Here is a 25,593-nt window from a genome sequence, read left to right as displayed (position 1 = left end):
GAATCCTTGGACCTTAACCCTCTAGTTGAAGGTTATAGTTATGTCAAGTAACTCTACTGCGACGGTATTTCCTCTGGTTGCCACATGCAATCTCCGCTTGCGCGTGTCGTGTGATTGTCGCGAAATAAGGCCACCGCCGGCCGCAGGTTACGTTCTCATTTGCTGCTTATTTTGTGAATGGATGCCGGGGAACACTGACGTCGTAGATACTGACGGGAACCTTGGGGTCCGCCGGCATCCGCAGGAGCGCTTCAAGTGCCTTCGACTTCAGTTCCCTGTCCTCGGCATTGCCCCACACTACCGTCTTTCCGTCCACCAGCTTCAGCTCAACAGCATCGGCTGATGCTGCAGAGGCCGTGGACATCCTGGCCAGGATATCGGCGGGCAAGGTGTCCAGCACGGCAGCAATAGCCTTGAACAACTCCGTGTTGGTTGTGCCAACTCCAGCGTCGATCAACGGAAGTGCAACCGCCGACAAGTCCTTCGTTGCACCGAGCTGCACACCGTCCACGTCCACCATGACGTAGGAGTCCCCCTGCTTCAGCAGTGCCACCGGGACGCGTTCGTTCACGTGCACCAGCAACTCCGACGGCGGCCGCGCTTCCATGGTGGCCGAACGGACCTGGACCAACGGTTTCAGGAGCTCGTTGATTTCCTGCTCGCTGAGCTGCGGGAGGGGCTTTCCTTCGAGGCCGGACAGTGCTTTCTGCACCGCGTCCGGCGTCAGCAACGTCGTGCCATCCACTGTGATGGTCCGGACTGCGAGCACGGGCGAAAATATCGCCCCTGCAATCAAAGCACCGACCACAACGGCCACAATCGAAAGCGTCCAGAGCACGAGTCGCCGCTGGCGGCGCTTCTTCGGCTCAGGAAAGGCAATGACGTTGTCCGCCGGCAAGGTCTTGCCGTCTTTGGCGGGCCCGCCAGCGGCCTTGGAGCCACCGCCTGCGGATTTTGCAGCGGTTGCCGGTTTCTCCGGGGCCTTCGCCTCCGGTTCAACGGAACGCTGTGCACTGATGACCTCCGCGGAGTCACCCCGGGGACGGCCAGCCTTGCTTTGGCGAGGCGCCGTAGCCGGTTTGAAGGTCGGCTTGCGGGTGCTAGCCACCCAACGCCTCCACAATCAACGGCCCGTAGGCAGTGACATCTCCCGCGCCCACCGTCAGGACCACATCACCTTCGCTTGCAACGGCTGCCACGGCGTCAACGGCTTCATCCGCGGAAACCAGCCGTCCGTTCACCAGATGCTCGGTGATCAGCGTGCTTGTCACACCAGGAATGGGGTCCTCGCGGGCTGGATAGATGTCCAGGACCATGGCGGTGTCTGCCAGGTCCAGGGCGGCCGCGAACTCCTGGGAGAACTCACGGGTGCGGGAAAACAGATGCGGCTGGAAGAGGACGTGCACTTTGTTTCCGGCGGCCACGGAACGGGCTGCAGACAAAGCTGCGCGGACCTCGGTGGGGTGGTGGGCGTAGTCGTCATACACGCGCACTCCCCTGCCAATGCCCTTGAGCTCAAAGCGCCGGGACGCGCCCGTGAAGTGGCCCAGTGCCGCCGCTGCAGCACCCGGTTCCACACCGAGTTCGACGGCGACGGCGAACGCAGCTGCCGCGTTCAGGGCATTGTGCCGCCCCGGTACCTGAAGTTCGAGTTTGTTGACGTCACCGTTATAGGCCACCGACACGTTGCCCGGGCCGTCATCGTGAAGCCGGACGTTAGCGTCGTCGGATGTGCCGTACGTCAGCACCCGTGTGGTCCCCTGGGCCGCTGTGCGCTCCGCCAGGGCACGGGCGCCGGGGTCGTCGGCACATGCCAGTAGGACGCCATCGGCAGGCAGCAGGGCCGCAAAGGCATCGAAGGAAGCGAAGACGGCTTCCGGCGTCCCATAGTGGTCCAAATGGTCGGCCTCGACGTTGGTGACCACGGCAATCAAGGGCCGGTAGTTGAGGAATGAACCATCCGATTCGTCGGCCTCTGCCACAAAAATGTCGGATGCCCCATGTGCCGCGTTAACGCCAAGTGCCGGCACGTTCGCGCCGATGGCGAAGGAGGGATCCAAACCGGCTTCCTTGAGCAGGACGGCAACCATGGAGGTGGTAGTGGATTTGCCGTGGGTACCCGCCACGGTTACCACCCGGTGGCCGGCCATGGTGGCGGCCAGCGCTTCGGAACGGTGCAACACGGGCAGCCCGGCATCACGCGCCGCCACCAGCTCCGGATTATCCGCACGGATGGCTGAGCCGGCCACGATTGTCTGGGCGTCACCCAGGTTTCCGGCGTCATAGCCCACGGCGATGCGCGCACCTGCCAGGGAAAGGTCCCGCATGACCGGCAAATCCTTGACATCCGTACCACTGACCGGAACACCCCGTGACACCATGATGCGTGCGACGGCGGACATCCCGACTCCCCCGATGCCGATGAAGTGAACGCGTCCGAGGGACTCTAGGCGGGCGATAGTGGTGGTCATTCGGATACCGCTTCCAAGACAAGATCAGCCATGCGCTGATCGGCGTTTCTGATACCGAGGGCCTCGGATTTACGGGCCATGTCGTTGAGCCTGCTGCTATCTGTCAGAAGCGGAATCAATTCGCTTCGCAGCCATTCCGGACTGAGGTCCTTGTCATCCACCATCATGGCGCCGCCGGCGGCAACCAAGGGAGCAGCATTGAGTGCCTGCTCTCCGTTGCCGATGGGCAAGGGCACGAATACTGCGGGAACTCCCACTGCCGCTACTTCGCTGACTGTTCCGGCGCCGGCACGGGCCAGAAGGACATCCGCAGCGGCATAGACGTTCTCCATCCCGTCTACGTACTCAACCTGCCGATAGCCGTCGGCGGCGAGAAGTCCGCCGTCGTCATTCTTGACGGCTTTGCCGACGCCTGTGATGTGGAGCGTCTGCACACCGGCAGCCGCAAGCGCCGGGAGGGCGGCCGTGATGGCACGGTTGATGCTTAACGCCCCTGACGAGCCGCCGGTGACGATCAGCGCAGGGCGGTGGGCATCCAATCCAAGCGCCGCCTTTGCGGCAGGAGCAGCAACAGTCCTGTGAAGTTGCGAGATGGCCCGGCGCATCGGCATGCCTACGTGGCGTGCGCCCCTCAACCGGGTACCGGCAAATGCCACGGCAACATGGTTGCTGAACCGGGCGCCGACCCGGTTGGCCAGGCCGGCCTTCATATTGGCCTCATGGATGACGATGGGAATCCTGAGCTTCCTGGCAGCAAGGTACATCGGTGTGCAGACGTACCCGCCCACACCCACCAGAACGTCCGCGCGGGATTCCTCCAGGATGCGCCGGGCCTGCCGAACCGCGCCGCTCAAACGGGCGGGCAGCTTCACGAGGTCCGCTGAGGGCCTGCGCGGAAACGGCACCCTGTCGATGGTGGCAAGTTCGTACCCGGCGGCGGGGACGAGGCGGGTTTCCATGCCCGACGGCGTGCCAACAGCAAGGATGGCGGCCTCCGGACGCTTGTCCCTGATGGCATCGGCAATGGCCAGCAACGGGCTGACGTGACCGGCAGTTCCGCCGCCGGCCAGGACGACGGACAAGGGCTTGGATGCGTTGGCGGAATCAAAAGTCATGAAGTGCTAGGTACGCTTTCGTGCGGTCTTGGACATGAGTCGCGGCAGGAAACCTGAACGCTGCTGCGCTGGCAGTTGGCCGCGGGCCAAAGACAACACTACGCCCACGCCACAAAGGGACATGATCAGCGCGGAGCCGCCGTATGAGATGAAAGGAAGCGGCACACCCACCACGGGAAGGAGTTGGGTCACTACGGCCATGTTCATGCTTGCCTGGCCGAGCAGCCACACCATGATTCCACCCGCAAGGGTGCGCTGGAACGGATCGGTCTGCCTGACCACAACACGGAAGATGGCAATACCCAGAATCGCAAACAGGACCAGGACCACAATGGTCCCCACGAGGCCGAGTTCCTCGCCAATAATGGCGAAAATGAAGTCATTGTGGGCTTCCGGCAACCAGTTGTATTTCTGACGGCTTTGTCCAAGGCCCAACCCGGTCCAGCTCCCCTGCGCAAGGCCGTACATGCCGTTGGTGGATTGGAAATCGAAGTCGAACTGCTCGGTGCACTGCTGGGACGCCGTTCCCAACCACGACGTGATGCGGCAGATCCTGTTGGAGCTGCTGATGGTGCCCAGGACGGCGCCGACTGCACCCACTGCGCCGGCGATGGCCAGCATGCGGCCCGGTACCCCGGCGAAGTAGAGCCCGGCAGCGGTGATCGCCGCTATGACGATGACAGTTCCGAGGTCGTTCCCTAACATCACCAACGCAATCACCAAGCCTGCGCCTGGAACGACTGGAATGATGACGTGCATCCAGCGGTAGAGGAGCTTCTGCTTGCGTGCGAGAACAGCTGCGATCCAGACGCAGAGGATCAGCTTGGCCATCTCGGAAGGCTGGAGGGTGACGCCGCCGATGTCGATCCAGTTCTTGTTGCCGTTAACGGTGTTGCCCATGACCTGCACCAAGGCCAGCAGAACAATGACTGCCCCCAGCGCCCACCACGACAATTTCTTCATCCAGTTCACGTTGGTCCGTGAGATGACATACATCGCAATGAGTCCAACGACGCCGAAGACCGCCTGCTTGAGGGCATCGGCGTAAGGCGACTTGCCCTCGGAGATGGCTTCGACGCTGGACGCGGACAGCACCATCATGATGCCTATCGCCGTCAACGCGAGGGCACAGCCGAGGATCAGGTAATACGTGGAGCTGTTGGGGGCTTTGCCCTTGCCTTCAAGGCTCTCCCAGAAGCTGCGCATGTGTCCGCGGAGCCCCTTGGGCCGGCTGTCGTCAACAGACGCGGCCTTGGACTTCCCGTCCCGGGGTTCGTTGCCGCGGGTGCGGGTGGGCGTGCTGACCATTGTTACTCCTCGGTGGTCGGTGCCTGCCCTTCCACAAGCTCGCGAACTGCCAGGACGAAAGCGTCGCCACGGTGAGCGTAGGAAGAGAACTGATCCATGGATGCAGCCGCCGGTGCCATCAGGACGGTATCGCCGGGCGTTGCCACTCCGGCCGCCGATGCCACGGCCTGGGCCATGATGGCCTCACCGTAGATTGGCGAAGCGGCGTCTGAGGCTGCGGTCTGCACTCCTTCAGTGTCGCCCTTGGGAGGCGCTATCACGGGGACATCCGGCGCGTGTCGTTGGAGGGCCCCCTCCAACGCCTCCGTGTCGGTTCCGATGAGTACAACGGCTTTCAACCGGGGTGCGTGCTCTTTGACGAGGTCGTCATAGTTGACGCCCTTGGAGAGGCCGCCGGCAATCCAGACAACCTGCTGGAAAGCCGAGAGGGCTGCGGATGCTGCGTGAGGATTGGTTGCCTTGGAGTCGTTGATCCACAGGACGTCGTTGTGGTTGGCCACCAGCTGGATGCGGTGGGCACCCGGAAGATAGTTGACCAGGCCCTGTTTCACCGCTGCCGGATCAATTCCGTAGGCCCGGACGAGGGCAGCCGCTGCGAGGGCGTTGGCCACCATGTGGCGGGGCGCCACCGGACCAAGATCGGACATCGCAGCAAGTTCCGCCGCGGAGTCCTTGCGCTCAGCTATGAAGGCCCGGTCAACAAGCAGGCCGTCCACCACACCCAGCATGCTCACAGCCGGTGTATTGGTGGTGAAACCGATGGCGCGGCATCCTTCCACGACGTCGGCGTTCTCTACCATTCGTTCGGTTTCGATTTGATCCGCGTTATAGACGGCGGCCTTCTGCGTGTTCTCGTACACCTTTGCTTTGTCCGCGAGGTACGAGGCGTACGAGCCGTGCCAATCGACGTGGTCCTCGGCAACGTTAAGGCAAACACTGGCCACTGGAGACAACGAGTGGCTCCAGTGCAGCTGGAAGCTGGAGAGCTCAACGGCGAAAGCGTCGTAGTCCACGGGATCCCGGAGCGCGTCAAGGATAGGAGTGCCGACGTTTCCCACTGCAATCGCCTTAAGTCCGGCTGCCTGCAGCATGGATTCAGCCATGCCCACCGTAGTGGTCTTGCCATTGGTGCCGGTGATCGTCAGCCAGTCCGCCGTCTTGCGTCCTGCCCGCTCCCTAAGACGCCAAGCGAGCTCCACGTCGCCCCAGACAGCGATGTGCTTCCGCTTCGCCGCGGCAAGCAGGGCTTGGTCGGGGCGCCACCCCGGCGAGGTCACCACAAGCTCGGGCAATCGTCCGTCGATCAATGGGAGTGCCGTAACGGCTTCCTCCCCCAACAGCACATCAACGGCCCCCACAATTTTCAGGGTGTCGGCTTGGGCTTCGGCCTTTGCACTGGTGGCGGCGTCAACCACCACTACCTTTGCACCAAGTTCGATCAGGGTGTCGGCAGCTGAGAAGCCGGAGACGCCAATGCCTGTCACCACGACGCGCAGACCGGCCCAGTCAGCATCCCAGCTAGTGAGTTCGTTGAGCCTGTCGGCGTTCGACGGCGTCGTATCCGGGTTTTCGTTCACAGCAGCACCACCCATTCAGCATAGAAAATTCCAAGGCCGGCAGCCACGAAGAGCCCTGCGAGGATCCAGAACCGGACCACGACGGTAACTTCATCCCAGCCCTTCAATTCAAAGTGATGCTGTAGCGGTGCCATCTTGAAAACGCGCTTTCCGCCGCTGAGCTTGAAGAAGCCCACTTGGATGATGACGGAGAGCGTGATCAGCACAAAGAGGCCACCGATGAAGGCAAGCAGGAGTTCGGTGCGTGACAGGATGGCGAACGCCGCAACGGCACCACCAATGGCCAGGGAACCTGTGTCACCCATGAAGATCTTGGCGGGTGAAGTATTCCACCACAGGAATCCCACCAGGGCAGCACTGAGGATAGCCGCCAGCAGGGCAAGGTCCATGGGGTCGCGCACCTGGTAGCAACCGCTGCCGGCTTCCCGTGGTGAGCCGCAGGCCTGGTTGTTCTGCCAGATCCCCATGATGGTGTAGGCGCCAAAGACCATGATGGATGCTCCAGCAGCCAATCCATCCAGGCCATCAGTCAAGTTCACGCCGTTGGTAGCCGCTGTGATGATCAAGTTGGACCAGAGCACGAACAGGATGGCACCGACCACCGTGCCGCCGAAGGCAAGGTCCAACCAGGGGATATCCCGCACCAGGGAAATCTGGGTCGATGCAGGACGCAGGCCGTCCTCATTGGGGAACTGGAGAACCAGGACCGCGAAGATGATGCCAACGGCAGCTTGGAGGATCAGCTTGGCGCGTGCATTGAGGCCGAGGCTGCGCTTGTTGGAGATCTTGATGAAGTCATCGAGGAAGCCCACAAAGCCCATGCCGACCATGAGGAACAGCAGAAGCAGCCCGGATGCGGACGGCCCCGCAGAGTTCGGATTCATCATCCACATGATCAGGTGTGTCACGAAGTAACTGATGAGCACCGCGGCCACCACCACGGTTCCGCCCATAGTGGGGGTGCCGCGCTTCGTGTGGTGGGAAGTGGGTCCGTCGTCACGGATGAATTGTCCGTAGCTCTTGGCCACCAGGAACCTGATGAAAAGGGGCGTCCCTATCAGGGCCACCAGAAGGGCGACGCCGGCGCCGATCAAAAGTGCAATCACAGCAGCTCGTTCCCTTCGCTTGCGGCAGCTTCGGCCGCGTTGTCTCCGGTGGGCTCGGCCCGTGGAGGTAATGCTATCCGATCACCCAAATGCCGTAGTCCCACGCCGTTGGAGGACTTGAAGAGCACCAGGTCTCCGGGTTTCAGCTCATTTTGAAGCAGCTCATAGGCTTCTTCCACAGTCTCCGTGAACGAACACTCGTCACCCCAGGAACCTTCCTGGATAGCGGAGATGTAGAGGGCACGGGCTTCGCGTCCCACTACCACCAGCCTGGAAATGTTCAACCGCACCACCTGGGTACCTACGGCGGTGTGCTCGCGGATGGAGTCCTCCCCCAGCTCGAGCATCGCGCCAAGAACGGCCCACGTCCTTCTGCCTTGTCCAAGGTCCGCCAGCGTTCGCAGGGCAGCCCGCATCGATTCCGGGTTGGCGTTGTAAGCGTCGTTGATGATGGTGACGCCGTCTTCACGTTCAGTTCGCTCCATCCGCCAGCGGCTGGCCGCCGATTGAGAGCTGAGCGAGGAGGCAATGTCAGCGGCCGGGATGCCAGCGGCGAACGCGGCTGCGGCTGCCGCCAACAGATTGGTGACGTGGTGGCCACCGATCAGGCGGCTTCGCACCTCAACGGACGGGCCGCCGTCGGGCAGCACCAGATTAAACTCAGGAAAGCCTTGCTCGTTGACCACAACACTGCGGGCTTCCACCTCTTCGGTGGTAGCGGGCGAAGCCGTGAAGCCCAGAACCTTTGCTTGGGTCCGGGTGCGCATGGCAGCAACCCGGCCATCATCGAGGTTGATCACGGCTGTACCATTCTCGCCAAGGGCTTCCACGAGTTCGCCCTTGGTCCTGGCGATGTTCTCCACACCACCGAACTCGCCGGCGTGAGCCGTACCGACCACCAGGACCACACCGATGTCCGGTTTGACCATCTCTGCCAGGTATTTGATGTGGCCCAGACCGGTAGCACCCATCTCGATCACCAGGAAGCGGGTATTGGCGTCAGCGGCAAATACCGTCAGCGGGACGCCCACCTCGCCGTTGTAGGAACCCTGGGGAGCCACAGTGGCTCCAGCGGTGGACAGCACACCGGCAAGGAGATCCTTGGTGGTGGTTTTGCCAGCTGATCCTGTGATGCCAATGACCGTAAAGTCCTCGCCGCGGCTCTGCCGCTCAGCACGGATGCGGCGGACGGCCTCCGCGGCCAACACGCCCATGGCCAGGACAGCATCCTCAACTACGACGGCGGGATAGGGGCGGCCGTCGGCATCGGTCACTTCGCGTTCGCCGAGAACCAGAACGGCGCCTCGTTCGAAAGCGGCGTCAACGAAGTCGTGGCCATCGGCGTGTTCGCCGGGCTTGGCCACGTACAGCGATCCGGGTGTCGCTTCCCGTGAATCAGTGACGACGGAAGTGGGCACGATGTCCGGAGCTCCGGTCAATCGGCCATGGGTGAGGTCGGCGATCTCCGCCGCAGTAAGTGCAATCATCTCGGTTTAGGACTCTATCCGCTGGTCCGCTGAAACGCTGAATCCCTTGGATGTCAAGGCGGCCCGCAACTCCACCCTGTCGTCCAGGGCAAGATTCACTCCCTTGACCTCTTGCCACACCTCGTGGCCGCGCCCGGCGATGAGAATAGTGTCCTTGCTGGTTGCCATGTCCACGGCCAGTTTGATGGCTGCATCCCTCGGGTAGGACTCGATGATTTCGCTGTTCAGATTTTCCGAGTCCCGGGCGGCGTGGGCACCCTGCAGGACCTCTGCCCGGATCGCTGCTGCGTCCTCGTCGTGGGGATCGTCATCGCTGATGATCACGATGTCGGCAAGGCGGGCAGCGATGGCCCCCATTGTGGGCCGCTTACCCTGGTCGCGCTGACCCGTTGCCCCGAAGACCACGATCACACGGGATCCTTCGAGGGGTGAACGGACGGCTTCCAAGGCACGGGACAAAGCGTCCGGATTGTGGGCAAAATCAACAACGGAGGCCGGCTCTGCAGAGACCAGCTGCATACGTCCGGGCACTGCCACAGTGAAAGGATCGTGCGAATCCAAGGCAGCCTGGAGGGCGTTTTCATCCACACCGGATGTCAGGATCATGACCGTGGCCAGGGCTGCATTTGCCACATTGAAATCTCCCGGCAAGCCGGTGTGGACGCGCAGGGTTCGTCCGTCGGCGTGCCTGAGTTCGAATTCCGAGCCCAGGCCGCGCGCCGTGATGGACACAACGTTCCAGTCGGCCTTGACGCTTCCGCCGGCGAGGGGCTTGGTCGCGAGGGTGGTGACCGGAATGTCGGCCATCTCCGCCAGCTTGCGCCCCCAGGCGTCGTCCACCGTGACCACAGCGTGCCTGGCCCTGCCTGCAGTGAAAAGTTCAGCCTTGGTTCGGAAGTACTCGTCCATGCTGCCGTGCAGGTCCAGGTGGTCCTGGGTGAGATTGGTGAAACCTGCGACGTCGAACATCACCCCGTCCACGCGGTGGTAGGAGATTGCGTGGGACGAAACCTCCATGGATGCCGCGTCCAGGCCCCGTTCCCGCATCAGGGCCAGCAGTGCGTGGACATCGGTGGATTCGGGTGTCGTCAGGAGGCTGGGGATCGGCTCCCCGCCTGCAACGATTTCAATGGTTCCAATGAGGCCGGGCTTCTTACCCAAGGCGCGCAACAAAGAGTTGATGAAGTAGGTGGTGGTGGTCTTCCCATTGGTGCCTGTGACACCGAACAGCGTCGGGAAGCCGCTATCCGCAGGCTGGCTGCGGTATATCAGTGCTGCTAAGCGCCCGACGGCGGTCCGCGGCTCCTGGACGATAAGTACCGGCACGGGCTGCTCGCCCGCAAGCGCAAGCTGGCGCGCCCCGGCGTCGTCCGTGACCACCGCAACCGCCCCGGCCTCTACTGCCTGCGGTACGAAGTCGGCACCGTGGCGGGAAGCTCCGGGCAGGGCCATGTAGAGGTCGCCTGCTTCGACCGCCCTGGAGTTGAGGGTTATGCCTGTCACTCCCCTGTCCCGGCTGGCATCCGGAGCGGCGACGCCCAGTGCGTCCGCGATGACTGCCAACGGCACTGCCGCCACGGATGCGGGACGAAAGCCGGTCTGGCCGGCATCCGGCGTAGTGGCGCTGATAGCTGCCTCATTGTGCTCTGACACGTGGTTCTCCGTTGGTGCTCGTGGAACGACCGGCTTGGGGCCAGCGGCGCCCGGGCCGTTAGTGGTGGATCGATTTTTGGCCGAAACAGACGCCCAAAAAGCTTACTTGACGAACTGGGGCAACCGCGCGGGCGTTCCGGTAGACGGGGCCACGTTGTAGGTCCGGAGGACCTGCGCCATCACGGAACGGAAGACGGGTCCGTTCGTGACTCCATAGATGTTTCCCTTGGGGCGCTGAAGGACCACTTCAACGATGAACCTGGGGTCATCCATGGGTGCCATGCCCACCATCGAGGCTGTGAAGCCGTCGAATCCCGGCAGTCCGTCCTCGCGGGGAGCTTGGGACGTTCCTGTCTTGGCGCCGACGCGGTAGCCGTCAATGGCTGCATCCTTGATCTGCCCCTCGGTTACGGCGCTTTCCAGGATGTCCCGTACCTGCTGGGCTGTTTCCTTGGACACCACTTGGCGGGAGTCCTTGGCAGGAACCTTTTGCTCCTCGCCCTCCGGGGTGATGTAGCTGTCAATGAGCCTGGGCTGCAGCATCACGCCATCGTTGGCAATGCTTTGGAAGGCGCGAACGGTCTGGAGTGTCGATTGGGACACGCCCTGCCCGAACAGCACGGTGTATTGCTGACGGTCGTCCCACTGCTCGGGCTTGGCCAGGATGCCTGTTGCTTCCGCGGGAAGGCCGATGTCCGTCTGTTCGCCGATGCCGAATTTCTTCAACCAGTCGTATCGTTGTTCCTTGGTGAGCCGGCTGCCCGCCATCACCGTTCCGGTGTTCATGGACCAGCCGAGGATACCGGCCAGGGTGCGCTCTTCAGTGCCGTGCTCGAAGGCGTCGGTGAACGTCTGCCCATCGATGGTGTAGGCCGCGGGGGTAGTGAAGTGGTCCAGGGGAAATGACTTCCCCTCCTCAATTACGGCTGCGGCAGTGATCATCTTCTGCACGGAACCGGGCTCGTAGGCGGCCGTCACCGACCTGACGCCGCGATCCTTGGCATCAACCTTCCCGGGGTCATTGGGGTCCGGCGAATTGGTATCAGCCAAGGCAATGAGATTGCCCGTCTTGGTATCGATCACAATGATGGAACCCCACTCGGCGTTCATCTTGTTGACTTGGCTTTGGATTGCCTGCTGCGCAAAATACTGGATGTCCGTGTTGATGGTCAGCTTGACGTCGCTACCATCAACAGCCGGGGTGAGCTCATCTGTTGCCACCGGAATCCTGAGTCCATCAGCGCCGATCTCAAAGACGCGTTTACCCTCAACACCACGAAGAATCTCGTCCTGGGTTTGTTCGATGCCCGCCTGCCCGTTGGTTCCATCCTTGAGGAAACCAACCACGCCGCCGGCAACGCTGCCGTTCGGATAAACGCGCTTGCTGACACCCTCCGCACTAAGGCCCGGGATATAGAGTTTGGAAATCCGGTCTTCCAGTTCCGGCTTGACGTCTTTTGCCACCATGAAGTACTGCTTATCCCCGGTCAAAGATTCACGGATAGTACTTTCATCCGCTCCCAGAAGCCCGGCCAGGTCAGAGATCCCCTGATCACGGGTGATCTCGTCCAGTTTCTCGGTCTTCTCATTGAAGCGGTGGAAAGTTTCCGTGCTCGTATTCACCGTCTGGTCCACCACGATGTTGTACCGGATCACGCTGCTGGCCAGCACCGTCCCGTTTGCATCCACAATCTGCCCCCGCTCGGCAGGGAGCACTTGCGGAGTCAGGCGGCTCGCCAAGGCAGCTTCAGCCATCCCGCCCATATCCAGGCCTTGAACCATGAACAGCTTGCCACCCACCACCAGGAGCAAGGTCAGCATGATGCCGAGGCCAACGCGCAACCGCTTTCTTGCCGCCGGCGTCTTCGTTTTTTTCGATGTGCCGGGGTTCTTCGCCACGTTGATTCCTTGCTGCTGGCCTTGCTTCGGTGGACTGACGGTCTACTGCCCTGGTGCCTTCTGCTGGGGGGCCGGTACCGATCCCCCGTGGAGCTCTACCGGCGGTGTCGCTGCCGGAGACGCCGGGGTAGCCGCCGGCGTCGGGGGAGTTGCAGCCGGGGTCGTCGGAGTTGCGTCCGGCTTGCGGCTTTCCAGCGGGTCCTTGGTAGTTACCGATGGAACCACGTCAATCAAACCCTCAACAGCCGGAGCAGCAAGCAGGGCTCCGGGATTATCTCCCTTAACCGCCGGTGATGCCTTACCTGTCACAGACATGGTGTTCAGATCGATTTGGCCTTTAACTGTGGAAGCAACCATTCCCAATTCTGCAGCCTTGGCAGCGAGGTTCTGCGGAGCTTCGAAGTTCTGCTTCCTCTGCGTCAGGTCCTGGTTCTCTTTGTTCAGCGTGGCAGCTTCGGCTTTCAACTGCACCAACTGGTACTGCGCTGTGGACACGGAAATGTTCAGCACCAGGACCGTCAGGAGCGCGGCTGCCATCGCCACGAAGCACAGGACCACAAACGGCGTCCTTCGCTTTCCCGGTGCACTGCGTACCACTGATAGAGGAGTGCGTGCCTTGCGGGCAGTGTCGGGCTTTCCCGCCGGGACCGGAAGCGCACGTGCAGTGCTGCCCACCGTGGAGGGCAAGGTCTTCGCTGCGGCGTTGCTCATGCGTCTCTCCTCTGTTTGATACGCTCCACTGCCCTCAACCGGGCAGACGCCGCGCGGGGGTTTTCAGCAATTTCTGCTGCTGTAGGCACTTCCGTGCCCTTGGTAATGGTCTTCAATTCGGGTTTGTGTTCTTCTAGCTCAACCGGGAAACCGAGTGGTGCCGACGATTTGGAACCTGACTGGAAAACGGATTTCACGATCTTGTCCTCAAGGGAGTGATAGGACATGACCACAATCCGACCACCCATGGACGTCGCGGCAACCGCTGCCGGAACTGCACGTTCCAAGACATCGAGTTCCTCGTTGACCTCAATCCTTAGGGCCTGGAACGTGCGCTTGGCCGGATGACCGCCACTCTTCGCTGCAGCAGCGGGGACAACGCTGCGGATCTGCTCCACAAGTTCCCCTGTGGTGGCAAAAGGCTTCTCCGCGCGAGCGTTGACGATCCGGTTGGCTATCCGCCCGGCGAACTTCTCCTCGCCCCATTTCCTGATGATGCGCACCAGTTCGTCTTCGCTGTAGTTGTTGACCACATCAGCTGCCGTTTGGCCGCGGCTGGTATCCATCCGCATGTCCAAGGGAGCGTCGTAGGAGTACGCGAATCCACGCTCACGCTCATCCAACTGCAGGGACGAGACCCCAAGGTCCATGAGGATGCCATGAACTTCCGGTATGCCCAGGTCCAGCAGGACGTCCTCAATCTCGTCGTACACCGCGTGGACAAGATCGGTACGGTCAGAAAAGGGCTCCAAGCGGGCTCCGGCCAAGGCCAGGGCTTCCTCGTCGCGGTCGATGCCAACCAAGTGGAGGTCAGGGAAGCGCTGCAGCATGGCCTCGGAATGGCCCCCCATGCCAAGGGTTGCATCGATGGCGACAGGCCGTTCCCCGCGTTTCCTGGCGGCCTCAAACCCGGGAGCGAGCAAGTTGATGCAGCGGTCTTTCAGGACGGGCACGTGGCGCTCCGATGTGGGCTTTGCCGCGTCCTGCTCTTCCACGCTGCCTCCTCTTTCCTCAATCGCTTGCATGCTGATTCTTGAATCGGATCCCCATCCGCGCCTATCGTTCGGCCGGCCTGGCTCAGGGGAAGGTGAGCCAGGAAGACAGTTCGATGGGCGGCTGGAGATCCCATTCAAGAAGCTGGACTGCGGCTTCCTCCAACCGGGGTCAGATGAACCCGGGCAGATTGTCGTCATCCGTTTCCGAGAAGGCTGCTTCCTTCTCGTTGAGGTACTCGTTCCAAGCTTCGGCATCCCAGATCTCCGCCCGGGTACCGGCGCCGATGACGGCCAGTTCCCGACCAAGCCCTGCGTATGTCCGGAGCGCCGGCGGAATCGTCACGCGCCCCTGCTTGTCAGGTACCTCATCAGAGGCTCCAGACAGGAAAACCCGAATGTAGTCACGCGCCTGCTTGGAAGACAGTGGCGCCTCCCGCATTGACTCGTGAATGCGCTCGAATTCTTTTTGGCTGAAGACGTAGATGCAGCGTTCCTGGCCCCTGGTGAGAACCAATCCATCGGCAAGTTCCTCACGAAACTTAGCGGGGAGGATGATCCGGCCCTTTTCATCAAGACGCGGCGAGTGAGTACCCAGAAACACTGGCCCACCGCCCCTCAATCAAGGTGCCCGCACATACCCAACACTGCCACTACCCTCTTATGCACTCCACTTTACTCCACAACGCCCCACAGTCAACGCAATCGATGGCGTTTCTCCACCACTTTGAGAATCGTCGGGCCCGAAGTCACGCGGATTTTAGGGCGGTGGAAGAAAGTGGAGGGCCCAATGCAGAAGGCAGGGCAGGCCGTTTGAGGATCCCGAAATTCGTGCCCCGGATCGGGCGATGCCAGGCCATGTTCAGGGCAGAGGGGTGAGGAGTGGAGAAAAGGGTGGGAAGTGGAGCGGCCGCTCCCCCACCAGAGGACGAGCCCTTAAACGCGAAAAGACCCGCAGTGCGGGTCTTTCGTTATCCCCTGTGGAAAATTAGGGGCGTGCTTGATTCAGGAGTGGCCGCGGGTGACGGCTGAGAGCCCGGAAGGGTCAGTCAGTTGTCGTCGCGACGCCGTTCGTCCCAACGTTCTTCCAAGCTGCTCATGAACGAACTCTTGGGCTTGGTCTTGCCAGGTTTTCCTTTGTTGGCTTTGCCGAAGGCCGCGCCACGTAACGTGGCAAAGTAGACGCCAGCACCCATGACGATGAAACCAAGGACACCCACAGGTATCGCCTGCATTGATACGCCAACAAGCAGGAGAAGGATACCGGCAATGGCACCAAGCACACCGATGATGACATGCCGGGTAGACCAGCTGCGGATGGGATCCGAACCCATGGTGTTGGCGAACTTCGGATCGTCCTCATGAAGTTGCTTCTCAAGTTGCTCAAGCAGCTTCTGTTCATGCTCCGAGAGGGGCATCGCGACCTCCTTTAGTCAGCCAGCGTCTGGACATAACGCGTCCTGTGCGTCTGTTTCCATAACGATCGGACCAAGAAAATCGTTCCCAAAATTCCCTCTTGGTTCAGCGGGCATCCCGGGGCCGACTGTTCAGGAAACAGTTTGTCCAGACGATCTAAATCTCTGTAATAAATAGGATAGTTTGTCCGACGCCGTTCTGAAAGACGCGAGGAGTCCTGCCGGGTACCCGTGCTGGCCTCAGGAGTCCGCAGGCGGCTTTCCAGGTTCCAGGAGCCGTGCCGGAAGAAGCGTTTTGGACCCAAAACGCTCGGAGACGCGGTCAAGCGCCTGTTCGGCCGCCCGCCAGTTATCGTCCCGCCGATCAAGGCTCAACTGCAGGGATGTCTGGCCTGCCTGTTCCAATTGCTCAGCCCGCACTCCTACGAGTCGAACGCTCATGGACCGCGTCCCCAGGGATTCAAGGAGCTGCACGGCCACTTGGTAGATCAGTTGCGCGCTGTCCACGGGGGTGTGCACGGTGCGGCTGCGTGTGACCGTGGAGAAGTCCGAGTACCGCAGCTTCAGTGCCACAGTCCTTGCCAGCATGCCTGAGCTCCTGAGCCGGATGGCGGTGCGGTGCGAAAGACGCAGCAATTCCCTGTGCAGTAGAGCATCGTCGGCCGTGTCCACGGAGAACGTCTCCTCCGCGCCGATGCTTTTTTCAAGCCTGGCCGGAGTTACGGGTCGCGGGTCGATACCCATGGACAGGCGATGAACATGTTCGCCGCTGGCTCCCAACACCTTTTTCAGCGATGGCAGGGGCGTTGCCGCGACATCCGCTACCGTGCGAATGCCCATACGGGAGAGCACTTCGGCAGTCTTTCCACCGACACCCCACAAGGCGCCGACAGGAAGACTATGGAGGTAAGGGATGGAGTCCTCCGCGTCAATCTGGAGGATACCGTCGGGCTTGCACCGCGTGGAGGCGATCTTGGCCACAAACTTGGTGCTGGCAATCCCTACGGATGCCGTGATGCCAAGTTCTGCATGAACCCTGCGGCGGATGAGATGGCCGATGTCCATCGGGGCCCCAAGACGACGAATCGCGCCTCCCACGTCCAGGAAGGCTTCGTCGACGCTAAGCGGCTCCACCAGGTCAGTAATGGAGGCGAAAATCTCCATGAGTTGGGCGGAAACCTCGTAGTACTCCGTGTGCCGGGGGTTGATGATCACCGCGGATGGACACCGCCTCATGGCAATGGACATTGGCATGGCAGACTTCACACCTGTGGCCCGGGCCTCGTAAGACGCAGAAAGCACCACGGACCGTTCTGCAGGAAATCCAACTATGACCGGCTTTCCCCGAAGATCGGGGCGGCTGCGCAATTCCACGGAGACGAAGAAAGCGTCCATATCCACGTGAAGTATGCTGGTTCGCCGCATTTCCCGCAGTGCATCTCCTGCGCTGCGGGCGGGCTTGCTGCCGGCACTTTGCGCGCCACCGAATGCTTCCTGCCTCACAACGGCAATACTATGCCCGACCACTGACTAAACTGGAGGCACAGTCCGGCTCAGCCCCAGGAAGGATACCCTGTGAAGCTCTTTGGAACTCCTCAATCGCGAGGGTTTGCCCTGCTCGCAGTCAGTGTCGCTTTGGCGGCCTCAGCATGCACCCCATCACCCGGCGGTTCGGCAGCGCCGTCCGCGACAAGCGCTTCCTCGCCATCGTCGGCGCCGCCGACTCCGTCATCATCTGCTTCCGGATCAACGGCGTCGCCTGAAACCACCACCTTTACGGAAACCCCCACAGCTGCTCCCGACGCCACGGCAACGGTGAACGCGCTTGTTCCTGGTTTCCCTGAGCAACTCATCCCGGTCATGCCCAAGACTTCTGTTCGTTCAAGCAGCGTGGACAAGAGCGCTGCAGTAGCCACAGTGGCCCTCGTTGGAACAATCAAGGCTCCGCCGGAGGGCGTTGTGGACTACTACAAGACCTCCATGGAGGCACAGGGCTTTAAACTTGTCCCCGGCCCGTCCGCTGTCGGCAATGTCACCTCCCTGGACTTCATCCGTGGTGACGGCGAGACGGTGAACGTTTCGGTCAGGCAAAAAGAAGGCGTCTCAACGTTCACTATCGGCGCCAACGTGGCGGCCGGGTCCGTCAAGTGACGGTAACTTCCCACGTCACCTCGGAGCAGGCAAAGTTCATTGGCGGTGTTGCCGGCAAACTGAGCGGGTTCATGTCTGAGCAGCGGGACCTTATGGCCTCGGTTTCTCCCGATGTGGAACCGCTTATTGGATCGATCTCGAATCTGGTCACCGGCGGAAAACGTCTCCGTGCCCTGATGTGTTACTGGGGCTGGAGGGGCGCAGGCGGCGCCGCCGACGATCCGGGCATCGTCACGGCCGGGTGCGCCCTGGAGCTTTTCCAAGCGGCAGCCCTGATCCACGACGACATCATTGATCGATCCGACACCCGCCGCGGTGGACCAAGCGTGCACAAGCGGTTCAGCCAGCTCCATGAAATGAATGGCTGGGCGCTGGACAGCGGGCGTTTCGGCGACGCGGCGGCGATCCTGACCGGCGACCTTTGCCTTTCCTTCAGCGAGGAGTCCTTTACGGAGATCGGCCCCCGGGCAGCAGCGGGAACTCCTGCACGCCGAATCTTCAACATGATGCGGGCAGAAGTGATGGCAGGTCAGTACCTCGACATCCTGGAAGAAGTGGCCGGCCCCGTCCGCGACAGAGCCGGATCCGTAGGGCGGGCAAAATCCATCATTCGGTATAAGTCCGCCAAATACTCCACGGAACATCCGCTGGCGTTGGGCGGCGCGCTGGCCGGCGCTCCCTCCGGCTTGCTCAACGGCTACTCGGAGTTTTCGTTACCACTGGGTGAGGCTTTCCAAATGCGGGACGACGTCCTGGGCGTCTTTGGCGATCCCGAAACGACCGGCAAGCCCGCTGGGGATGACCTCCGGGAAGGCAAACGCACCGTGCTGGTTGGTTTTGCCATCAACCAGGCTCCGCCGAGCGAAGCGGACCTCCTTGACCGCATGCTCGGCAAGCCTGACCTTGGCGAGGACGAGGTAGCTGAAATACGGCGGGTCATGATTGAGTGCGGCGCCTTGGAGGCCACGGAGTCGCTGATCGCAGAGCTAAGCGATAGGGCCTTCGAAGCCCTGGAACGCCTGCCCCTCGAGGACGTGCCACTGGTGGCGCTACGCCAACTGGCGGAAGCCGCTGTCAGTCGGGCAGCCTGACCCGCAGGCAGCGCCAGCACGAACACGACTTGCAGCGACGACGGCGGTGATTCACCGCCGTCGTCCGCATTATGTCCGGCCCGCTCAGGAGGCGCTGTTACCAGGCCAGTGACTGGGCGCGGCGCCTGATCTCTGTCTTACGCCCCTCGCGCAGGGCGTCAATGGGGCGCCCCCGCAAAGATTCGTCCGGAGTGAACAGCCAGATGATCAGTTCTTCGTCGTTGTACCCAGCGTCGCTGAGAACCGCAATGGTTCCCTTAAGGCTGTCTACAACATGCCCGTCCTGGATAAAGAGGGCAGGGATTGAGCGGATCTTCCGTTCTCCCCGCCGGATGGCGACAAGCGCACGCTCATCCAGAAGTCCGTGGACTTTGGTGATGGAAACTTCCAACAGTTCGGCAACATCCGGCAGCGGCAGCCAGTCGGAAACAAGGCTTTCTACATTACTCACGGATCAAGGTTGCCACGCCGCCCCTCCCGGCGCATAGCCGGAGTCCGACGCCGATACCTCCGGACCGCTTTGCAGTCGCAATTTCGTCCGTCGGAATTGTGGTTATTTGTCCGGTTTGACAGGAATTGTTGTGCTCATCGACTAAGTGTGAGAGATTCACACTGATCACATTTGCATCATTGATAACATCAGCAACATTGGTAACACTGACAACAGCGCCAACAATCCCCCCACCGCTGTTTGAGATGAGGACACATTTCATGACGACGCCCCGCTCGCCGAAACGAACCATGAGCATGCCGGTCATCGCGGCAACCACGGCTGCGCTTCCCGCCGTGGTTTTGTCCTCGCTAGCCTTGGCACAACCGTCCATGGCAACACCGGCGCCTCAGCCTCGAAAGATTCCGGCTACGCTCGCTGCGGCCATGAAAGCGCAAGCAGTCAACGTGGGCTCTGTTATTCCCGCGCAGGCCGTTGCCAGCACCATCCCTGCAGCCCTGCGCGCGATGGCTCCGTCAGTACCGGACTCTTACACGATCGTGCGCGGCGATACGATTAGCGCCATCGCACGCCGCTTCAATGTGGACACGACGGCCGTTCTTCAGCTGAACAAGCTCTCTGCAACCACGCTGATCTACCCGGGACAGACCATTAAGCTCAAGGGCACAGCCACAGCAGCGCCCGCGAAGCCCGCCCCGCCCGCCCCCAGTGCGCCCAGCACCCAGGGCAGCGCAACCGTCTATACCGTGGTCGCCGGAGACACCTTGGGCGCCATCGCAGCCAAACATGGCGTTCCGCTCTCCAGCATCTTCAGCTGGAACGGGCTCAGCGGAAGCTCCATCATTTATCCCGGTCAGAAAATCAAGGTCAGTGGCGGATCCGCCCCATCAGCGCCCGCAGCCCCGGCCCCGGCACCTGCGCCCGCCCCACTGGCCGGCACAGGTTCCTACACCATCAAGGCGGGCGACACCCTCAGTTCCATCGCTTCCCGCCACGGGGTATCCCTGGCCGCTTTGATGGCTGCCAACAACAATGTGACAGCCACCACCGTCATCTATCCGGGCCAGAAGCTCACCATCCCCGGCGCAGGCTTGCAGCCTGCCGGTGACACCAAGCCCTTGGTCCCAAGTACGTTCCTGGGCTTCACCTACCCGCCGGCAGTTGTCAGCTCGGCTAACGAGAACAAGGCCTTGCTCAACGCCTCACCGGTGCCCAGCCGGGCTGAAATGAAGAGCATCGTAGCTGACACGGCCCGGCGCATGGGCGTCAGCCCTTCACTGGCTTTGGCCTTCGCCGAACAGGAATCAGGCTTTGACCAGCGGGCAGTCTCGCCCGCCAATGCGATCGGCACGATGCAGGTTATTCCTTCTTCCGGCCAATGGGCGTCCGACCTCGTGGGCCGCAAGCTCAATCTCCTGGACCCGTACGATAACGCCACGGCAGGTGTCGCCATCATCCGGACCCTTATTGCTACCAGCAAGGACCTGGACACGGCGATTGCCGGCTACTACCAAGGTCAGTACTCCGTCAATAAGTACGGCATGTATGACGACACCAAGCGTTACGTCGAATCGATCAAGGCCCGACAGCGCACTTTTGGCTAGGCCATCAACTGCACCTTTGAAGGGGCCCGAAACCTACGTGGATTCGGGCCCCTTCGCTGCCTCGTTTAGGATCGTATGGTGCAAGAACCAACGCAGGACCACCTCATCGGGGCAACCGTAGACGGCCGATACACGGTCCGTTCCCGCCTGGCGAGGGGCGGTATGTCCACTGTTTACCTGGCCACGGACCAGCGCTTGGAGCGGGACGTGGCCCTCAAAGTCCTGCACCCGCATCTGGCCAACGATCCCACATTCCTTGAGCGGCTAAGCCGCGAAGCAAAGGCGGCCGCCAGCCTCTCGCACCCGCACATCGTAGGGGTGCTCGACCAAGGCGAGGACGGCCATATCGCCTACCTGGTCATGGAGTACGTCAAAGGGCACACCCTTCGTGACACCCTGAACGAACAGGGCGCCTTGCCGCCGCGCCTTGCCCTGGCGCTGATCGATCCTGTCATTGAGGGCCTGGCCGCCGCCCACCGCTCAGGGCTGATCCACCGTGACGTCAAGCCTGAAAACGTCCTCATTGCAGACGACGGACGCATCAAGGTTGGAGATTTTGGGCTGGCCAGGGCGATCTCGGCCAACACCAGTACCGGTGCCCTGATAGGCACTGTGGCTTACTTGGCTCCCGAGCTGGTTCTCGGCCAGCCAGCCGATGCCCGCAGCGACATCTACTCGGCAGGCATCATGCTCTATGAGATGTTGACGGGCAAGCAACCTTACGCAGGAGACTCCCCTATCCAGGTTGCCTACCAGCACGTCAATGCTGTGGTGGGACGTCCTTCGGAGGCCGCTCCTGGCCTGGCCGAGGACCTCGATGAACTGGTGCAGTGGTGCACGGCAGCAGATGCGGAGAACAGGCCGGTGGACGGTGCCGCTTTGCTGACCGAGCTCCGCCACATCCGCACTACGCTCACAGATGAAGAACTGGACCACAGGCAAGCGTCGTCCCGATTGCCCGCCTCCCCCGCGCCCTCGGCGGCCGCCGCTGCCTTCGGCGGGTCCGGTGCAGCAGGTGTTACCAACGGGAACCCCACAGAAGCCATTGCCTCCACTGCCTCGCCCACGGAGTTGATCCCGCACCAGAGCAACCCCACCACCATCATGGCTGCGGGTGTTTCAGGCAGGCCGCAGGCCGCAGCTGTTGATCCGGGTAACGATCCGGACGTGCGCCGGCCCGGCAAACGGGAGCTGAAGAGACTGGAACGGCAAGAGAACAAAGATCGCGCACGAGCCGCTGCGACTCCTGTTCGCCCGCTACGCGAGGGCAACCCCCGCCGCCGCGGCGTTATCTGGACCATCGTCATCGTCATCCTTGCAACGCTTGCGGCGTCGGCCGGTTGGTTCTTCGGGATGGGACCGGGATCGCCGGGAACCGTCCCGGACGTTAAGAATAAAACCGTGGCCGAGGCACAACAGCTCCTCCGAACTGCCGGCTTCCAATCAGAACCGAAGGATGTTTTCGACGACGACATCCTTGCAGGGCTGGCCGTTGGGACGGAACCGGAGTCCGGCACCGAGGTCCGGAAGTTCCAACCCATCACGCTCTTCGTCTCCAAGGGGGCCCAGCTGTTCGCCCTGCCCGGTCTGACCGGTGGCACGTTGGACGAGGCCAAGGTTTCCTTGAATTCCGCCGAAATGGCTTTGGGCAACGTCACGCAGGCCTTTGACGAGAAGATTCCCGCCGGCGTCGTGATTTCGCAGGACCCGGCCGAAGGCACCGAGGTGAGGCATGGCACCCCCGTGTCGATGGTGGTCTCCAAGGGGCCCCAACCCATTCCCATTCCCGATGTGCGCGGTCTGACTCAGGACGCAGCCGTCAAAGCCCTGCAGGATGCCGGGCTCAAAGCAGTTATCGCTCCGGAGACGGTGAATGACAAGACGGTCCCCAAGGGCGCCGTTGTTTCCCAGGTACCGGCGACTGGAACCCTTTTCCGGGGCGAAGCGGTGACGCTCACAGTATCCAAGGGACCAAAGTTGGTGAAGGTGCCCAGCTTCATCGGCAAGCAGGCCGATGAAGCCGAAAAGGAACTGAAAAGGCTCGGTTTCAAGGTAGAGGTCAACAAGATCCTGGGTGGCTTCTTCGGCACCGTCCGGGACCAGAACCCCGTCAATGCCGAGATACCGGAAGACTCTGTGGTCACCCTGACTGTCGTCTAGGGTTCGAGCCCTGCAATTCCAAGCGCAAAAAAGGCGCGGTCCGGGAATCCGGACCGCGCCATTTTGTATCTCTACCTTTTGGAGAGGGCTCCTGCCACAAGGAAGGCCATCTCAAGGGACTGCATGTGGTTCAGGCGGGGATCGCACACCGACTCATAACGGTCCAGGAATGCGTCCTGGTCGATCGGGTCGGCGCCACCCAAGCATTCGGCGACGTCATCGCCGGTCATTTCAACGTGGAGTCCACCCGGGACCGTGCCCAGGGCGTGATGCACCTCGAAGAATCCACGCACTTCGTCAATAACATCATCGAAGTTGCGCGTCTTGTAGCCGTTGGGCGACGTGACCGTGTTGCCGTGCATCGGGTCGGTCACCCACAGCACCTGCGCGCCGGAAGCAGTGACGCGTTCGACGACGGCCGGCAGCTTCTCCCGAATGTTGCCGGCGCCCATGCGGGTGATGAATGTGAGGCGGCCGGGTTCGCGGTTGGAGTCCAGTTTGTCGATGAGACGCAAGGCATCGTCGCCGCTGGTGGTTGGGCCAAGCTTGACGCCGATGGGGTTCCGCACGCGGGACAGGAAGTCAACGTGGGCGTGGTCCAGCTCGCGGGTCCGCTCACCGATCCACAGGAAATGCGCGGACGTGTCGTAGGGCAGGCCGGTGCGCGAATCGATGCGTGTGAGTGCGCGCTCGTAGTCGAGCAGCAGTGCTTCGTGGCTGGCAAAGAACTCCACGCGCTTGAGTGCCTCAAAGTCGGCGCCGCAGGAGTCCATGAAGCTGATGGCACGGTCGATGTCGCGCGCCAGCGATTCGTAGCGCGCGTGTGCCGGGTTCTCGGTGAACCCCTTGTTCCACTGGTGAACCAGGCGGAGATCCGCGAAACCGCCTTGGGTGAAGGCGCGGATGAGGTTCAGCGTGGATGCGGACGTGTGGTACGCCTGAAGCATCCGGCCGGCGTCGTGTGCGCGTGATTCCGGCGTGAAATCGTAGCCGTTGACAATGTCACCGCGGTACGCGGGAAGCGTCACGCCGTCGCGCGTCTCGTCATTGGATGAGCGCGGCTTCGCGAACTGGCCGGCCATGCGCCCCATCTTGATGACGGGCATGGCAGCGCCGTATGTAAGGACCACAGCCATCTGGAGGATCGTTTTGACCCGGGCGCTGATCTTGTCGGCGGTAGCTGCCTCAAAGGTTTCAGCGCAGTCACCACCCTGCAGGAGGAAGGCTTTGCCCTGGGCAGCAGCGGCCAGGCGCTCCCTCAGGACGTCCACTTCACCGGCGAACACCAAGGGCGGCACCACCGAGAGTTCCTTGACGGAAGCCTTGAAGACTTCAGTGTTGGACCAGGTGGGCTGCTGGGAAATCGGCAGGTCCCGCCAAGCGTCGAGCCCGGGATAGTTCGCTGCTCCGCTCTGGGCGGTGCTTGCGAGAGGATCTGCTGCGGAGGGTGCGGTGTTCGCGGTTAGCTCAGTCACCCTTCAAGAGTAGTAGCCCACGGCAAGGTTGCGGGACTGCGGCCGTAACCGATGCCACCGCCTACGTCACAGTTTCTCCGCTGATCCGCTTCCGTCACCACGGGGTTCATCCCTGTCCTCTGCGATGTCTGACGTGGCGTCTTCGGCAACCTCGATCTTATGGACAGGTTCGGGGCCTTTGCCGGCCAACTGGGCCTTGACCACTGCTGCGTACTCGTCCACATACTCCTGACCGGAAAGCCTCATCAATTCGTACATGATTTCGTCGGTCACAGCCCTCTGGATCAGTCGGTCGTCTTCCATGCCGTAGTAACGGCTGAAGTCCAGGGGCTGCCCGAAAATGAGGCCGATCCGGCGGATGTTGGGCAGGCGTTTGCCGATGGGCTGGACCTTCTCCGTCCCGATCATTGCCACAGGCACCACGGGAACACGTGTTTGCAGTGCGAGCTTGGCCACGCCCACTTTGCCACGGTAGAGCCGGGCATCAGGGCTGCGGGTGCCCTCCGGATAGATCCCCAGCAGGCCTCCGGAGTTCAGGACGTCTTTGCCTGCCTGCAGTGACATTTCCGACGCCGCGCCGCCGGAACGGTCCATCGGCAGTTGGTTGCTCAGCCTGAAGAACAGCGCAGTCAGCCGGCCTTTGAGCCCTTTTCCTGTGAAGTATTCGGACTTGGCCAGGAAGATCACCGGACGACGAACCATCAGGGGCAGGAAGATGGAGTCCGAGAAGGACAAGTGGTTGGAGGCCAGGATGGCAGCTCCGCTTTCAGGAACGTTGTCCAGCCCCTTCACCCAGGGACGGAACAGGAGTTTGAGGATGGGACCGAGAAAGATCCTCTTCATGACCCAATAGAACACGTTTGTCCTCTCACGGCCGATTGGTTGGCATGCACCCGGGCAACCCGGCCGGCACTCAACAGCAACCCT

Annotated in this window: 21 protein-coding genes; 4 read left to right on the top strand and 17 right to left on the bottom strand. The window is 61.7% G+C overall.

The features are described 5' to 3' along the window. Positions 1 to 166 precede the first annotated feature (166 nt). The 14 genes from ACNAOT_RS08705 to dinB all read right to left on the bottom strand — a co-directional run bounded on the left by ACNAOT_RS08705 (position 167) and on the right by dinB (position 17,237). Positions 167 to 1,108: an FtsQ-type POTRA domain-containing protein gene (locus tag ACNAOT_RS08705; protein ID WP_420180749.1), complete on the bottom strand. Its 942-nt coding sequence runs from the start codon at positions 1,106 to 1,108 to the stop codon at positions 167 to 169. Then, on the bottom strand, positions 1,101 to 2,471 hold the full coding sequence (murC, locus tag ACNAOT_RS08700; protein ID WP_091466645.1) for a UDP-N-acetylmuramate--L-alanine ligase: 1,371 nt from the start codon (positions 2,469 to 2,471) through the stop codon (positions 1,101 to 1,103). Before murC ends, ACNAOT_RS08705 begins: the two co-directional genes overlap by 8 nt. Further along, a complete protein-coding gene (gene murG / locus ACNAOT_RS08695) occupies positions 2,468 to 3,586 on the bottom strand; it encodes an undecaprenyldiphospho-muramoylpentapeptide beta-N-acetylglucosaminyltransferase (protein ID WP_420180748.1) in 1,119 nt (372 codons plus the stop codon). The genes murC and murG overlap by 4 nt, the downstream gene beginning before the upstream one ends. Positions 3,587 to 3,592: 6 nt before the next feature. Continuing rightward, positions 3,593 to 4,894: a putative lipid II flippase FtsW gene (gene ftsW, locus ACNAOT_RS08690; RefSeq protein WP_420180747.1), complete on the bottom strand. Its 1,302-nt coding sequence runs from the start codon at positions 4,892 to 4,894 to the stop codon at positions 3,593 to 3,595. 2 nt (positions 4,895 to 4,896) lie between these two features. Continuing rightward, positions 4,897 to 6,486 carry a UDP-N-acetylmuramoyl-L-alanine--D-glutamate ligase gene (gene murD, locus ACNAOT_RS08685; RefSeq protein WP_420180746.1) on the bottom strand — a complete coding sequence of 530 codons (1,590 nt, stop codon included), beginning with the start codon at positions 6,484 to 6,486 and terminating at the stop codon, positions 4,897 to 4,899. Beyond that, complete coding sequence (mraY, locus tag ACNAOT_RS08680) at positions 6,468 to 7,577, bottom strand: phospho-N-acetylmuramoyl-pentapeptide-transferase (protein ID WP_309074326.1); 1,110 nt, start codon at positions 7,575 to 7,577, stop codon at positions 6,468 to 6,470. The genes murD and mraY overlap by 19 nt, the downstream gene beginning before the upstream one ends. Beyond that, a complete protein-coding gene (locus ACNAOT_RS08675) occupies positions 7,574 to 9,064 on the bottom strand; it encodes a UDP-N-acetylmuramoyl-tripeptide--D-alanyl-D-alanine ligase (RefSeq protein WP_420180745.1) in 1,491 nt (496 codons plus the stop codon). The genes mraY and ACNAOT_RS08675 overlap by 4 nt, the downstream gene beginning before the upstream one ends. Positions 9,065 to 9,070: 6 nt before the next feature. Beyond that, the gene (locus tag ACNAOT_RS08670; protein ID WP_420180744.1) at positions 9,071 to 10,717 is read right to left on the bottom strand and encodes a UDP-N-acetylmuramoyl-L-alanyl-D-glutamate--2,6-diaminopimelate ligase; all 1,647 of its coding nucleotides are present in this window, start codon (positions 10,715 to 10,717) and stop codon (positions 9,071 to 9,073) included. Between the two features lie 102 nt (positions 10,718 to 10,819). Continuing rightward, positions 10,820 to 12,616, bottom strand: coding sequence for a peptidoglycan D,D-transpeptidase FtsI family protein (locus ACNAOT_RS08665; RefSeq protein WP_179017394.1), 1,797 nt, complete (start codon positions 12,614 to 12,616; stop codon positions 10,820 to 10,822). Positions 12,617 to 12,658: 42 nt separating this feature from the next. After that, positions 12,659 to 13,327 carry a hypothetical protein gene (locus tag ACNAOT_RS08660; protein ID WP_091466627.1) on the bottom strand — a complete coding sequence of 223 codons (669 nt, stop codon included), beginning with the start codon at positions 13,325 to 13,327 and terminating at the stop codon, positions 12,659 to 12,661. Further along, positions 13,324 to 14,352 (bottom strand): 16S rRNA (cytosine(1402)-N(4))-methyltransferase RsmH, encoded by a 1,029-nt coding sequence (rsmH, locus tag ACNAOT_RS08655; RefSeq protein ID WP_208295758.1) that lies wholly within the window; start codon positions 14,350 to 14,352, stop codon positions 13,324 to 13,326. The genes ACNAOT_RS08660 and rsmH overlap by 4 nt, the downstream gene beginning before the upstream one ends. Positions 14,353 to 14,491: 139 nt before the next feature. Then, positions 14,492 to 14,923 (bottom strand): division/cell wall cluster transcriptional repressor MraZ, encoded by a 432-nt coding sequence (gene mraZ, locus ACNAOT_RS08650; protein ID WP_017200836.1) that lies wholly within the window; start codon positions 14,921 to 14,923, stop codon positions 14,492 to 14,494. Between the two features lie 445 nt (positions 14,924 to 15,368). Then, a complete protein-coding gene (locus ACNAOT_RS08645; protein WP_017200835.1) occupies positions 15,369 to 15,737 on the bottom strand; it encodes a DUF3040 domain-containing protein in 369 nt (122 codons plus the stop codon). 237 nt (positions 15,738 to 15,974) lie between these two features. After that, positions 15,975 to 17,237, bottom strand: a complete 1,263-nt coding sequence (gene dinB / locus ACNAOT_RS08640) for a DNA polymerase IV (RefSeq protein WP_420180743.1) — start codon at positions 17,235 to 17,237, stop codon at positions 15,975 to 15,977. 72 nt (positions 17,238 to 17,309) lie between these two features. Here dinB and ACNAOT_RS08635 point away from each other — a divergent pair, with 72 nt between their 5' ends. Both ACNAOT_RS08635 and ACNAOT_RS08630 read left to right on the top strand, forming a co-directional pair. Next, on the top strand, positions 17,310 to 17,885 hold the full coding sequence (locus tag ACNAOT_RS08635; protein WP_420180742.1) for a hypothetical protein: 576 nt from the start codon (positions 17,310 to 17,312) through the stop codon (positions 17,883 to 17,885). Next, a complete protein-coding gene (locus ACNAOT_RS08630; RefSeq protein WP_420180741.1) occupies positions 17,882 to 18,976 on the top strand; it encodes a polyprenyl synthetase family protein in 1,095 nt (364 codons plus the stop codon). Before ACNAOT_RS08635 ends, ACNAOT_RS08630 begins: the two co-directional genes overlap by 4 nt. Before the next feature lie 97 nt (positions 18,977 to 19,073). Here the strand turns inward: ACNAOT_RS08630 and ACNAOT_RS08625 are convergent, their stop codons facing one another. Further along, entirely contained in the window at positions 19,074 to 19,427 is a 354-nt protein-coding gene (locus ACNAOT_RS08625; protein WP_420180740.1) for an Rv2175c family DNA-binding protein, read from the bottom strand. A 260-nt stretch (positions 19,428 to 19,687) separates the two neighbouring features. On the opposite strand from ACNAOT_RS08625, the gene ACNAOT_RS08620 reads away from it, so the two are divergent. Continuing rightward, entirely contained in the window at positions 19,688 to 21,031 is a 1,344-nt protein-coding gene (locus ACNAOT_RS08620; protein ID WP_420180739.1) for a LysM peptidoglycan-binding domain-containing protein, read from the top strand. 75 nt (positions 21,032 to 21,106) lie between these two features. Next, positions 21,107 to 23,191 carry a Stk1 family PASTA domain-containing Ser/Thr kinase gene (pknB, locus tag ACNAOT_RS08615; RefSeq protein WP_420180738.1) on the top strand — a complete coding sequence of 695 codons (2,085 nt, stop codon included), beginning with the start codon at positions 21,107 to 21,109 and terminating at the stop codon, positions 23,189 to 23,191. Between the two features lie 71 nt (positions 23,192 to 23,262). Here pknB and ACNAOT_RS08610 read toward each other — a convergent pair whose 3' ends face one another. Together ACNAOT_RS08610 and ACNAOT_RS08605 are read right to left on the bottom strand one after the other, a co-directional pair. Next, on the bottom strand, positions 23,263 to 24,666 hold the full coding sequence (locus tag ACNAOT_RS08610) for a class II 3-deoxy-7-phosphoheptulonate synthase (protein ID WP_420180737.1): 1,404 nt from the start codon (positions 24,664 to 24,666) through the stop codon (positions 23,263 to 23,265). Positions 24,667 to 24,732: 66 nt separating this feature from the next. Continuing rightward, positions 24,733 to 25,524 (bottom strand): lysophospholipid acyltransferase family protein, encoded by a 792-nt coding sequence (locus ACNAOT_RS08605; RefSeq protein ID WP_091466614.1) that lies wholly within the window; start codon positions 25,522 to 25,524, stop codon positions 24,733 to 24,735. Between the last annotated feature and the right edge of the window lie 69 nt (positions 25,525 to 25,593).

It is taken from the genome of Paenarthrobacter sp. TA1.8, from assembly GCF_048595705.1.
GTDB classification, from domain to species: Bacteria; Actinomycetota; Actinomycetes; order Actinomycetales; family Micrococcaceae; genus Arthrobacter; species Arthrobacter nitroguajacolicus.
Note: the sequence above shows the minus strand (reverse complement) of the source record. Positions and strands in the feature narration are given on the sequence as shown.

What these genes read in the sequence shown, in the direction of transcription:
- ACNAOT_RS08645 (WP_017200835.1), bottom strand. Translation starts at nt 15,737, where the DNA reads ATGCCCCTCTCGGAGCATGAACAGAAGCTGCTTGAGCAACTTGAGAAG.
- murG (WP_420180748.1), bottom strand. Translation starts at nt 3,586, where the DNA reads ATGACTTTTGATTCCGCCAACGCATCCAAGCCCTTGTCCGTCGTCCTG.
- ACNAOT_RS08675 (WP_420180745.1), bottom strand. Translation starts at nt 9,064, where the DNA reads ATGATTGCACTTACTGCGGCGGAGATCGCCGACCTCACCCATGGCCGA.
- rsmH (WP_208295758.1), bottom strand. Translation starts at nt 14,352, where the DNA reads ATGCAAGCGATTGAGGAAAGAGGAGGCAGCGTGGAAGAGCAGGACGCG.
- ACNAOT_RS08660 (WP_091466627.1), bottom strand. Translation starts at nt 13,327, where the DNA reads ATGAGCAACGCCGCAGCGAAGACCTTGCCCTCCACGGTGGGCAGCACT.
- ACNAOT_RS08620 (WP_420180739.1), top strand. Translation starts at nt 19,688, where the DNA reads ATGACGACGCCCCGCTCGCCGAAACGAACCATGAGCATGCCGGTCATC.
- ftsW (WP_420180747.1), bottom strand. Translation starts at nt 4,894, where the DNA reads ATGGTCAGCACGCCCACCCGCACCCGCGGCAACGAACCCCGGGACGGG.
- murC (WP_091466645.1), bottom strand. Translation starts at nt 2,471, where the DNA reads ATGACCACCACTATCGCCCGCCTAGAGTCCCTCGGACGCGTTCACTTC.
- murD (WP_420180746.1), bottom strand. Translation starts at nt 6,486, where the DNA reads ATGGGTGGTGCTGCTGTGAACGAAAACCCGGATACGACGCCGTCGAAC.
- pknB (WP_420180738.1), top strand. Translation starts at nt 21,107, where the DNA reads ATGGTGCAAGAACCAACGCAGGACCACCTCATCGGGGCAACCGTAGAC.